Genomic DNA, 12,608 nt, shown 5'->3' with positions numbered 1-12,608 from the left:
TTATTTGGTTTTATATTATAATTGGATCGTTGCTCCAAAGATGAAAGACTTTGATTGTGGTGGAGTAAAGAAAGTTTCTCCTTGTCCTAAAGCAGCACTAGTATCTGTAACCTCTGGGTCTATACCTTCTAAGTCACTTCCTTTTATAGTAATAAGGTTTGTTGCGGTAGCATATAACCTAATGTTTTTAAGGTGCTTAGTCTTTTCTAATACAGACTTAGGTATTGTATATCCTAATGTTATATTCTTAAATCTTAAGAAAGAACCATCTCTTAACTGTGCAGTAGATCTCTGTGCAAATGTGCTAAATGTTGGGCTGTCAAAAGCAGGTACAAAAGCATTGTCTCCTGGTTGTTGCCATACATCTAATAAAGCAGCTCTATTGTTAAATGATCCTGAAGCAGCGTTATCTGTAAAACGTAAACCGTCTACATAGATATCGTTACCAACACTAAAGTTAGTTAAAACGTTTAAGTCAAAGTTTTTGTACTTGAACGAGTTTGTAAGTCCTCCTACAAAGTCTGGGTTTGCATCTCCTGCAATAACTCTATCTGTAGATGGGTTAGGGTTTGTAGTTGCATTACCATCTGCGTCTAGCCACTCTGCATCACCAGTTTGTGGGTTTACACCTTTGTAACGTACTAAGTAAAATGTGTTAATAGACTCACCTACAATAGCTCTTTGAGAAGCAGATCCAGCTATAAACTCTCTTCCTTCTGTATCAATAGATGCTCCTGGTAAAGAGATTACTTCGTTTGTATTGAAACCTATGTTAAGAGTTGTTGTCCATTTGAAATCACCATCTCTAAAGTTATTAGAAGTAAGACTAACATCAAAACCTCTGTTTTCAATCTCACCTACGTTACGAGCAATGGTATTATTTGTACCTGCTGCAGTAGAGATAGGAAGTGGAAGGTTTAAGATAAGGTCATCTGTTCTCTTCTTGTAATAATCAACACTAAAAGAAAGTCTGTTGTTAAACAGGTCTCCTGCTAGTCCAATATCAAAAGCTTTAGAACGTTCCCATTTTAAATCTGGGTTTGGTGCAGAAACAGGAGCAAGACCAGCTTGATCATTGTACTGTCCAAAAGTACCACCACTGTAAAGCGCTAGAGACTGGAAGTTTCCTATACGATCGTTACCTGTTGTACCGAAACTTGCTCTAAGTTTAAGGTTATTAATCCAAGAGCTATCTTCTAAGAATTTTTCTTCAGAAAGGTTCCAAGCACCACCTAGTGCGAAGAATGTACCAAAACGGTTATCTTCTCCAAAACGTGATGATCCATCACGACGTAAAGAACCTTCAAGAACATATTTACTGTCATATGCATAGTTTACACGTGCAAAGTAACCTACAAGGCTATTTGCCGTAGCACTAGATGTAGTCGTAGTCTTTTGTGCAGCAGACTCAATGTTTAAACTAGAATCACTAGCAAAACCTGTACCTGCAACCGCAATAGTTCTAATTGTATTCTCTTCATAAGAGATACCTGCTACTGCTCCTAAATCGTGCTTATCTCCGAAAGTAGTATCGTAGTTAAGTGTGTTAGTAAGGATGTAACGGTTGTCTTGAGCATAAAAGTTAGACCCTGTTCCTCCTGGTGAGTTAAGCTCAAAAGAACGTTGCTGCTCTTCAACAAGAACTCTATCAATACCAAAGCGAGAGTTAAAAGATAATCCTTCCATTAAAGATACCTTTGCAGATACGTTACCTGTAGTTCTTGTTACGTCAGAATTATTGATATCAAGTGATTCAATTGCAATTGTGTTTGCGATAAAACCAGTGTTTACTAGGTTTCCATTCTCATCTCTAGGTTCTACCCACGGACGGATTAAGTAAGCAGAAGTAAGTGGAGCAAACGTACTGTTTTCTGCACCTACACGGTCAAACTCATTTCTTGTAATCCCTATGTTTGCACCTATTTCTAACCAATCTGTTGCAGTGTGGTTAATGTTTAAACGACCAGCACGTCTTTTTAAATCATTACCAATGATAAATCCTTCTTCATCTTTAAAGTTAGTACTGATGTAAAAAGAAGTTTTCTCACTACCACCACTTACAGATGCGTCTATATTATTTGAAATACCCGTTCTAGTAACACCATCTACCCAGTCAAAACTTCCTTGAGGAAGGTCTGCAGGATTATCTATTCCAAAATAGTTTGCATCTACAGCATATTGTCTAAACTGATCTGCATTCATCATTTGAAAAGTGTCTGTAGACTCACTGATTCCTGTACTAACGTTTAAAGTAACAGTAGTCTGTCCTCCTTTAGAACCAGATTTTGTTGTCACAATTACAACACCATTAGATCCACGTGAACCGTAGATAGCAGTTGCCGAAGCATCTTTTAATACAGAGATAGACTCTATATCGTTTGGGTTAATGTTTGCTAGTGGGTTAAGACCTTGGTTTGCACCTTGGTTAGATGTAAGATCTGTGTCGTTAAGTGGTACACCGTCTACAACAAATAGTGGTCTAGATCCAGATGATACTGAAGCGACACCTCTAATTTTAATAGTAGGAGCTGCTCCCAGTACTCCAGAAGATTGTACAACCTGTACACCTGCTGCTTGACCTTGTAGTAACTCTTGTGGAGAGTTTGCCGGGATATCTTTAATAGCATCCTGACCAATTACAGATACAGATTGAACATTTTTCTTTTTTGTTTGTGATCCAAAAGCTACAATAACGACCTCATCCAGTGCATTATCTTCTTCTAGTGTCACATTAATAATAGACTGATTTCCTACAGGAATAGAAACTTCTTTAAAGCCTACATAGCTAAAAGTTAATACATCTGTTGATGATGCTTCTATAGAGAAGTTTCCATCAAAATCAGTTTGGGTACCCGTAGTGGTACCTTGAATTAAAACACTGGCTCCTGGTAGCGGGCCATTTTGTTCTTTCACTGTACCTGTAATTGTTTTCTGAGCAAAAGTGACTTGCGCCATAAAGCCTAGAAGAGCCAAAAACAGATACTTTTGGATAATAGTTTTTTTCATTTATGTATGTTTTTAATGATGCGATAAAATTATTCATTTAGGCTAATCGCTAAGAATGTCACATCACAATTAACCTAAGTTTATCATAAATTTAAGAATTCACATTTTTTGTTAATTTTTCTTACAAAAATCCTTTAACATTTATAAGTGATTGAAAATCCATTAAGTGAGAATTTTCTTAACATTTTTAAGTTTGCTTTTTAATAAATGTTTAACAAAAAATGCTCTTAAAGTTTACCTTAAGGTAACATTGCTCTTAACATATATTTATGATAATTATATCTTAATTAAAACCAAAAAAGCGCCTCTTCACAAGGAAGAGACGCTCTTTAAATCGTGTTTTGTTTAACTTATTTCGAAAGGTAATCTACCGTAAGCTGACTAAGGGCTTTTACACCTAGCTGAAATCCGCTTTCATCTATATAGAAATCTGGCGTGTGATGCGGAAAAGCTTCTTTGTTTCCAGGAGTCATTCCACCTAAAAAGAAATAGAATCCAGGCACTTTTTCTTGAAAGAAAGAGAAATCTTCACCACCAGTAACTGCTTTCTGTAATTGTACATTTTCGGCACCGCTTACTTTTTGAAGTGTTGGTAATGATTGCGCCGTAAGATCCAGGTCGTTATAGGTTACCACAGTCATATTTTGCCATTCAATTTCTGCCTCACCACCGTAAGCCTTTGCAATGTCGCGTGCCATCTCATTCATACGTCTTATGATTTTCTCACGCATATCTGGATCAAGCGTACGTACAGTACCTATCATTTCTGCACTTTCTGGTATGATATTAAAGCGTAATCCAGAAGTTATCTTACCTACAGTTATTACGGCAGCTTCTTCTGTCAAGTTACTCTCACGAGAGATAATACTTTGAAAACCGTCTATAATTTGAGCAGAGATAAGAATAGGGTCTACACCAGACCACGGCTGGCTACCGTGTGATTGCTTTCCTTTTACTTTTACAACAAAGCGCTCTGTTGCTGCCATAGTTCCTCCAGGTTTATATCGTATAGTTCCCGCTGGTGTAGCGCTATTGATATGTAACCCAAAAATGGCATCTACCTGAGGATTTTGTAATACACCTTCCTTCACCATAAGTTTTGCACCTCCTTCTTCACCCGGTGGCGGTCCCTCTTCTGCAGGTTGAAAGACAAACTTTACAGAACCTTTTATTTTATCCTTATTCTTAGCCAGTACTTCTGCAACACCCATAAGTATAGCCGTGTGAGTATCGTGACCACAAGCGTGCATTACACCAGTTTCGGCACCTAGGAACGTAGTGGTAACATTAGATTTAAAAGGAAGATCATTACGCTCTGTAACTGGTAATGCATCTATATCTGCTCGCAGTGCAACCACTTTGCCCGGTAAGTCTCCTTTTAAAAGTCCTACAACACCAGTCTTTGCTACACCGGTTTGTACTTCTATACCTAGTGATTTTAAATGTTTGGCTATTTTTTCGGCGGTTTTAAACTCTCTGTTTCCTAGTTCAGGGTTTTGATGAAAGTCTCTGCGCCATTCTATTACTTTATCTTTTACTGCAGCGATGTCTTGATCAAAAGAGGTTTGCGCTTTCGCGAAAGCGGAAACTAAAATAGTCCCTACAATACATAAGGTTTTTGTGTATTTCATATAATTGTTATTAAGCAGACCCACATTTGAGTCCATATGGTATTAGGTTAATCTCTTATAATAGTACTAGGGAATGCTACTGGACTCTCGTGACCATCTTTACCTACAGCAGCTACGCCAAAGAAAAAGTTATCTATCACAATACCTTTAAGAGTGGCACTTGTACCACTTGTGATAAGTCTTGAGTTATCCCAAGTAGGAGAGGTGGTATCTCTCCAGTACACTTTATAAGCTACTGCGCCCTCTACGGCATCCCACTCTAGACGTGCGTTTGCCTCTACAATACCACCTATACCTACATTACTAGGAGTAGGAGGTGCCCAGGCGATGCTTGCAAGGTTTATGGCATTTACGGCTGTAAGTTTTGCATTATATGGAAAGTTTACGTGCTCAAAAGTATCTCCATAATTTATTCCATTTTCTGTACGTATGTCTTGGTGTTGCTGTGTATAATTTTCGTGTGCTTCCATTATACGTATTCCAGCAAAACCAGCGTCGTTAAAAGGTCTGTGGTGACCACCACGACCAAAACGGTCAAGTCTATAAATCATCATAGGGTTCATCTCTGGCATATACGTCTTTGTGGTTTTGTAAATAAAACGAGCCAGTTGTCTTGATATACCATCTACCTCACCGCCATAAAAGCGTCTTGCGTTGCGCTGTCTCTCTGTCTCAGTAGGAGGGACTGGCTCAGAAAATATTCTAAAAGTTCTATTATCTATCACTCCATCTACACCTTCTATATTGCCTATCATATCATTGTTCATAATACCTATAATCTCCCAGCCTTGCTCTTTTGCGTAAGCTGCGAGCCCTTTTCCTCCAAAGAGTCCTTGCTCTTCTCCAGAGAGGCCTACATATATGATACTGTTTTCAAAAGTATATTTTGATAATACTCTTGCCGCTTCTAGTGTACCAGCCATACCGCTCGCATTATCATTTGCCCCAGGAGCGTCATCTGTATAATTTGTAGGATCAGAAATTCTACTATCTATATCACCGCTCATTAGTATGTAACGGTTAGGGTACTTGCTGCCTTTTTGTACAGCAACAACATTTACTACCGCTACATCCTTTACAATACGAGGGTTTGTACCTTTTTTTACTAAATCACTCTGGTAAAAAACATCTAGACAGTTATTACAAGCTTGAGATGTTTTTTCAAACTCACTTTTTATCCATCTTCTAGCGGCGCCTATGCCGCGAGTGTTTGAAACAGTATCACTTAAGGTGTGTCTTGTTCCAAAATCTGCAAGTTTTTTTACATCTGCCCGTAATCTGTCTTCAGATACGGCATCTATGATATCATAGATTCTTGTATCTGTTTGCGCTACACTTGTACCTATAGAAAGGCAAAATGTAAAAGCAGTAAGTACAGAAGTAGTGATGAGTTGTTTTGGATTTGGAATGTGTAGGGTGGGTAAATTTCTTAACATTGATATAAAGTATAAATTTTTGTTTTAAAGATAGTAAAGAATGTGTTGATGTGTAGACCGCTTTCGCGAAAGCGTGTATATAAACCTTACAGCTGAATTACAGCAACCGAAGATTTACTCCACGAGCTCAATAGTGCCAAAAATACCTGCGTCTATCCAGCCTCTGTTTTTATCTTCACCTGGCACAGCTACAGAGCCTATAAAGTTTTCTCGCTCTTCACTTGCATCATTATCACAATAGGCTAGGGCAAAGCCCATTTTTTTATTAGGTGCTAGTATTTTTTGTTCGTTCACACCACCATCTTTATAAGTAGCGTCATAGATAGTCATCTTACACTCCCATAGCATCGTATTTTCTCTTACACTTGTAGTTTTAGATTGTACGTGGCTATTGTATAATGTAGGTGTTTTACCTGGAGCAACATCTACCACATTACCGTCTAGAGCTACGTGATATGCAAATGCATTGTGGGTAAACTGGTGACCACCACCAGAGTTGTCTTCATCTATAAAAATCTCTAGGCAGTCATCATCCCACCATAGGGTGAGTGGGTCTTTTTCTTTATCATAAATTACGTCATCTGTAATTTCTGCAAGTATATATAAGGCCTCTGGAGTCCAAGCAAGTTTATAACGACCAGCGAAATCTTTTGCAGTATAATCATCTCCCAGCCATTTTTGATCTAATTGTTGCCAGCTCACACTTTTCCATATGGGATCATCTGCCTTTCCGTCCAGCTCTGGTGCAATAGTGGCTTTTTGAACTTGTCGTAACTGGTGGTCTATCTTATTATTAGGTATCTCACTTGTATCTTCAACAAGGTCTGAAGATGGGGATACAGTTGTTGTAGATTCTTTACAGCTCGATAATGCGAGTGTGAGTAAACAGATGGTTAATAGGTGTTTCATTAATATTATAGTTTGTTAATTTTTTGAGTAATAATACCAGAGCTTGTAAAGACTTTTACAAAATAGATTCCGGACGGTGTGGCACTAAATGTTACAGGTGATAGAGTAGCCTGCGAGACTATTAATTTTCCTGTGATATTGTAGATTTCGAGTTTCTGAACGGCTGTGCCTGGAGCGCTTATATGTAGCGTCTCGCGTACTGGGTTAGGGTAGATTACTATATCATTTTGTGTGGTAACTTCTTCTATAGCTAGAGTTCCTGAAACTACAAATCTAAGCGTAGCCTGAGAGTTAGGTCCTGTTTGATTAAGCCAGAAGGTATAAGTTCCGGTAGGTAGTGGTGGGGTAAAGCCTGTGCCTAGTTGCCCAATTTGTGGTAGTAAATCTGTATCTAGATTACCGCCACCATACGTCATACCTCCTAGTAAATCACTTGCCGTTGTAGTCATTGCATCTGTTGTAAACGCGTTGCCTTCTTGCAAGCCTATAAATGCCTCATTATTGGTACCCTCTGCAGTATAACCGTCAAGAATAAGTTGATCTAGCTGTAAATCTGGCGGTAAGGTTATTGTGATATAATCTATATCACGAGGATTACCTTGTTGATCTGCTGTAATGCTATTATCTCCTACCTCGAGAATAAAAGGACCACTAGGAGCGTCAAACTGATCTGAGAGGTCACCGTCTGTCTCTTCATTATAAGTAAAGCCTTGAGCAGTGGCAATAACAGATGTGAGTATGAATCCCATACTCAAAATAAGCTGCCGATTCATTTTTGTCTTCATTGTGCTCTTATTTTTCATCTTTATTATAGATAAATGATTACTCAGATTTTGGTTGTGAGATTGTAGATACAATAGCAATCTGATTACCACCAGGCGCAATAGCAAACCGTGTAATGTCTTGTAGCGCTGTATCTGTAAAACTATGGAAGACATTCCACGCGTTTTTTTCTTTAACATAAATGGTATTCCCCTTTGCTGCAAGTAATCGGCCATCTGGTAGCCAGTTTATATCTTCTACGCCCTCATCTAGCGGTATTATGTTTTTTATCTTTTTTGTAGCTGGGTCAATAGATTTTACCATCCAGGGTTGTGAAGTTTTGTCTATAAAACTTACCAGAGGAGTCTCAGGAATTTTATGAAAAGATCTACCTACTGCTATCTTTAGGTCTTCTGTTTTTTTACTATCTAAGTGATGAATTACTAGATGTAAATTATCTCCAACAATATCTGCTCCTACAATGGTATTCTTGTCAAACCAAGTATAGTAAGCCACTACCGCATCTTTAACTAGGGTAGGAGTTTCTGTTTTTCTAGGTAGGTAGTGATATAATCGCTGTAAGCCATCTGGATCTAAGCGTACTGCAGAGATACCTCGCGTACCCATCATAAACTGCGGAGAGTATTCTCCTCCTTGAGTACTTGTGTTAAACTGTTTTGAAGTACCTCTCGTATACTGTATGATTTCTGTTTGCCCTTCACGAGTACCAGCATAAATAATCACATTATCTGCCAGAAATTGTGGCTGGCTGTCATAGCCTTTATTTTGACTAATGTTTTTTTTGTTGTTAAGCACAGGTTTTTCTTGCGTGGCATCGATATCAAATAGAAAAATCTCTGTATCAGATTGTGACCTCACAAACGTAATTGAAAACAGAAGTAACAGTAGTAATAGGTTTTTCATAATTAAACGTGTTGATGGTTTTTGTTACGCTTTCGCGAAAGCGTGATACTACATTTCTCGAGGTTTTGTTGAGTCATAATCACTATCTAGATCATCTGTCTCATAAGTACTATCACTAGCATAAGTCGTTGATGACGAATCATAACTTGTTTTATTTTTATTTGATCTCAGATCGTGAGGTTCAAGGCTGTTATATGAAGAGCTTGTAGCACTAGATGAAGATAAATAGGTGGTTCCTGTCATTTTATTCCAGGCGGGAACTCCTAAAAAATCACTTAGTGTTACAGCATCTGTCTCTATACTTTTTCTGTGGCCGTGATCCACAATATTATAACGACTACCATCTTCAAATACAAGGTTAATCTCATAGCTGGTGTAAGAGCTTTTATCACCACGCACACGCTCTGGTAAAATTTGCAAAGCCTTTATCGTGTCTAGCTTAAAATTATGTGCATTTTCTTGCACAGCTAGGCTTGTTACTTCTTTCTTTTTACTTTTATGAAAATAGCCTGATGACTTATTAAATGTAATTGTGCTATTGAATTTTTTAATTATAAAGATTCCTACACCAATAAAGATAAGAGGTATTAGTACAAAAATTAACGCTTCTACCTTAAAGCCTGTTTTAATAAGAGTTGTAGTTCCTACAAGGATAAATACTATAGGGAAAATAATAAATAGTGCTCCAAATATTTTTCCAAACGAGGAGGCTTTATATTGAAGTTCGCTATCAGAGATTTTTACTAAGCTTTTGGTCTTGAAGTTTGCGCCACCGCCAGCCTTAGGTGACCAACTAACCTTACTGGCAAGCTCATCATTAAATACACCAGGATCAAAAGCTGTAGTTTTTGTAGCTTGAACGAGGTTTTTTATAAAATTAGAAAGTCCCATTGTACTAAAATAGGACTTTCGGAGGTAATATCTAATTAGTAGATGATTAGAGTTTTTCCTTTAAGTATGTACCGGTAAATGATTTCTTATTTTTTGCAACTTCTTCTGGTGTTCCGGCCGCTACGAGTTTTCCTCCATTTTTACCACCTTCTGGTCCCATATCGATAACATAGTCTGCACATTTCACAAGGTCCATATTATGCTCTACAACAATGATAGAGTGACCTTTTTCAATAAGAGCCTCAAAAGAAGCTAGGAGCTTTTTTATATCGTGAAAGTGAAGTCCCGTAGTAGGTTCATCAAAAATGAATAGCGTCTTGTCCTTTGTAGTTCCTTTTACGAGAAAGCTTGCAAGCTTTATACGTTGTGCCTCACCACCAGAGAGGGTAGAAGAGCTTTGTCCTAAAGTTACATATCCTAGGCCTACATCTTGAAGTGGCTTTAATTTACGTGTTATTTTTGCCTCATTATGTTCTGTGAAAAATGACACCGCATCGTCAATAGTCATCGTGAGGATATCGTCTATATTTTTACCATTAAAAGCTACCTCAAGCACTTCTTTTTTAAATCTCTTGCCTTTACACGTCTCACATACAAGATGCACATCTGCCATAAATTGCATCTCTATAGTTACCTCGCCTTCACCTTTGCAAGTCTCACAGCGACCACCATCTACATTAAAAGAAAAGTGCTTTGCTTTATAATTTCTTATTTTACTAAGTTTCTGACTTTCAAATAGTTTTCTAATATCATCGTAAGCTTTAATATAAGTCACTGGGTTTGATCTAGAAGACCTTCCTATTGGGTTTTGATCTACATACTCTATGGTTTTTATGTTGTCATAATTACCGGTGAGCTTTGTAAACTGTCCTGCTTTCTCACCATAACCTCCTATTGCTTTAAGCATAGCAGGATAGAGAATCTTACGCACAAGTGTAGACTTACCACTTCCAGAAACACCTGTAACAGCCGTAAAAACTCCTAGAGGAAAACGTACATCTACATTTTTAAGATTATTTTCTCTAGCACCTATAACCTCTGCATAGTATTTTGAAGTTTTACGCTTTTTAGGTACCTCTATTTCTAATGTTCCATTCAGATATCCTGCCGTGAGTGACTCACTTTTAAGAATATCATCATAGTCACCTACTGCAACTACGTCACCCCCAAAGGTTCCTGCTTCAGGGCCTATATCTATTATGAAGTCTGCTTGTTTCATAATATCCTCATCGTGCTCTACTACGATGACTGTGTTGCCTAAATCTCTTAGAGACTTAAGGACCTCTATGAGTTTTTCTGTATCTCTAGGGTGTAAACCTATGCTAGGTTCATCAAGAATATACATAGAGCCTACAAGGCTACTACCTAATGATGTGGCGAGGTTAATACGTTGTGACTCACCACCAGAGAGAGTATTAGATTTTCTATTAAGTGTGAGATAGTTGAGTCCTACTTTTTGTAAAAACTGTAACCTACTTTTTATTTCTGTAAGTAATCGCTTTGCTACCGTAGTATCATATTCATTAAGCGTTAATCCATTAAAAAAGTCTTCTACTTCGTTAAGTGGTAACTCTACAAGGTCTACAATGTTTTTTCCTCCTATCTTCACGTAAGTTGCCTCTGGGCGCAGGCGTTTACCTTTACAGGTATTACATTTTGTCTTACCGCGGTAGCGAGAGAGCATCACCCGGTTTTGTATTTTATAAGCTTTAGACTCTAAGAATTTAAAGAACTTGTTGAGTCCGTCAAAGTGTGTATTACCTTCCCAAACAAGCTGCTGCTGTTCTTGCGTGAGTTCAAACCAAGGTTTGTGTATAGGGAAGTCAAACTTATATGCACGATTAACTAGCTGGTCTCTGTAATGACTCATACTATCACCTCTCCAAGGAAAAATAGCATTCTCATACACAGAGAGTGCCGTGTTAGGCACTACAAGATCTTCATCTATACCTATTACATCACCATAGCCCTCACAAGTAGGGCAGGCACCATAAGGATTGTTAAAAGAAAATAAATGTACGTTAGGCTCTAAGAATGACATTCCATCTAGCTCAAACTTATTTGAGAACTGGCGCCGTGAGCCGTCTTCCATTTTTTCTATAAAGAGCGTTCCTTTACCTTCAAAAAACGCCGTTTGTATAGCGTCTGAGAGACGATTTACAAAATCTTCATCTTCTGGATTTGTGATGATACGGTCTACTACAAGTAGGATGTCTTTCGCTTTAAGCTTAGAACCTATTTCGGCTACTTCATCTAGGCGTTTTACTTCTCCTTTTACTTGTATACGAGCATATCCTTGTTGTAAAAGGGCTTGAAGTTTTGATTCAATTTTTCTTCCTTTTTCTAAGTGAATAGGAGCGAGAAGCAGGAGTTTTTCTCTTTTGGCGAAAGCCAAAATATACTTTACCACATCTGTAACGGTATCCTTTTTCACCTCATTGCCAGACACAGGCGAGTAGGTCTTGCCTATACGGGCAAAAAGTAATTTGAGATAATCATAAATCTCTGTAGAGGTACCTACGGTAGATCTAGGGTTTGTGCTGTTTACCTTTTGTTCAATAGCAATAGCAGGAGCAATACCTTTTATATAGTCTACCTTAGGTTTATCTAGCCTGCCTAAAAACTGTCTGGCATATGATGATAAACTTTCTACATAGCGACGCTGTCCTTCGGCATAGAGTGTGTCAAAGGCTAATGATGATTTACCAGATCCAGAGAGTCCTGTGATGACCACAAGTTTGTTTCTAGGGATAACAGCATTAATATTTTTGAGATTGTGGAGTTTGGCACCCTTAATGATAATATTCTTCTTAGGATTTACATCCTCAACGTCTATAAGCATCGCAATTCTTTAGATATCTAACAAAGATACCGAAAGTGTAGTGCTATTAAAACCGAGTAAAGACGGGTTTTAAGATGTTTTGATTAAAATATTGTGTAAATACCCCATTTTTTAAGAAAGGTTAACATAATTATTATATATTTACCGTTATAAACACAAAAACAAACTGCGTATAGCATAATACTACTTTATAAAATTTTGGGCTAG

At 37.8% G+C, this 12,608-nt stretch carries 8 protein-coding genes; all 8 read right to left on the bottom strand.

Annotation, left to right across the window (positions count from 1 at the left end):
• Positions 1-15: 15 nt before the first annotated feature.
• On the bottom strand, positions 16-3,006 hold the full coding sequence (locus tag Q0948_RS08890; RefSeq protein ID WP_298350411.1) for a TonB-dependent receptor: 2,991 nt from the start codon (positions 3,004-3,006) through the stop codon (positions 16-18).
• A gap of 350 nt (positions 3,007-3,356) precedes the next feature.
• Positions 3,357-4,637: an amidohydrolase gene (locus tag Q0948_RS08885; RefSeq protein WP_038600802.1), complete on the bottom strand. Its 1,281-nt coding sequence runs from the start codon at positions 4,635-4,637 to the stop codon at positions 3,357-3,359.
• Between the two features lie 47 nt (positions 4,638-4,684).
• Positions 4,685-6,073 (bottom strand): M28 family metallopeptidase, encoded by a 1,389-nt coding sequence (locus tag Q0948_RS08880; protein WP_298350415.1) that lies wholly within the window; start codon positions 6,071-6,073, stop codon positions 4,685-4,687.
• Positions 6,074-6,187: 114 nt separating this feature from the next.
• Positions 6,188-6,982: a sugar-binding protein gene (locus Q0948_RS08875; RefSeq protein WP_298350417.1), complete on the bottom strand. Its 795-nt coding sequence runs from the start codon at positions 6,980-6,982 to the stop codon at positions 6,188-6,190.
• Positions 6,983-6,987: 5 nt separating this feature from the next.
• A complete protein-coding gene (locus tag Q0948_RS08870; RefSeq protein ID WP_298350419.1) occupies positions 6,988-7,767 on the bottom strand; it encodes a T9SS type A sorting domain-containing protein in 780 nt (259 codons plus the stop codon).
• A 37-nt stretch (positions 7,768-7,804) separates the two neighbouring features.
• Positions 7,805-8,668, bottom strand: a complete 864-nt coding sequence (locus Q0948_RS08865) for a hypothetical protein (protein WP_298350421.1) — start codon at positions 8,666-8,668, stop codon at positions 7,805-7,807.
• Positions 8,669-8,716: 48 nt separating this feature from the next.
• The gene (locus Q0948_RS08860; RefSeq protein WP_298350423.1) at positions 8,717-9,559 is read right to left on the bottom strand and encodes a hypothetical protein; all 843 of its coding nucleotides are present in this window, start codon (positions 9,557-9,559) and stop codon (positions 8,717-8,719) included.
• A 46-nt stretch (positions 9,560-9,605) separates the two neighbouring features.
• Complete coding sequence (gene uvrA, locus Q0948_RS08855; protein ID WP_298350425.1) at positions 9,606-12,401, bottom strand: excinuclease ABC subunit UvrA; 2,796 nt, start codon at positions 12,399-12,401, stop codon at positions 9,606-9,608.
• Positions 12,402-12,608 lie beyond the last annotated feature (207 nt).

The organism is uncultured Dokdonia sp. (assembly GCF_947496725.1).
GTDB lineage: Bacteria > Bacteroidota > Bacteroidia > Flavobacteriales > Flavobacteriaceae > Dokdonia.
The sequence above is the reverse complement of the archived record's forward strand: the minus strand, read 5'-3'. Positions and strand labels throughout refer to the sequence as shown.

Coding starts and splice junctions, on each gene's coding strand:
- uvrA (WP_298350425.1), bottom strand. CDS start 12,401: ATGCTTATAGACGTTGAGGATGTAAATCCTAAGAAGAATATTATCATT.
- Q0948_RS08865 (WP_298350421.1), bottom strand. CDS start 8,668: ATGAAAAACCTATTACTACTGTTACTTCTGTTTTCAATTACGTTTGTG.
- Q0948_RS08860 (WP_298350423.1), bottom strand. CDS start 9,559: ATGGGACTTTCTAATTTTATAAAAAACCTCGTTCAAGCTACAAAAACT.
- Q0948_RS08870 (WP_298350419.1), bottom strand. CDS start 7,767: ATGAAGACAAAAATGAATCGGCAGCTTATTTTGAGTATGGGATTCATA.
- Q0948_RS08880 (WP_298350415.1), bottom strand. CDS start 6,073: ATGTTAAGAAATTTACCCACCCTACACATTCCAAATCCAAAACAACTC.
- Q0948_RS08875 (WP_298350417.1), bottom strand. CDS start 6,982: ATGAAACACCTATTAACCATCTGTTTACTCACACTCGCATTATCGAGC.
- Q0948_RS08890 (WP_298350411.1), bottom strand. CDS start 3,006: ATGAAAAAAACTATTATCCAAAAGTATCTGTTTTTGGCTCTTCTAGGC.
- Q0948_RS08885 (WP_038600802.1), bottom strand. CDS start 4,637: ATGAAATACACAAAAACCTTATGTATTGTAGGGACTATTTTAGTTTCC.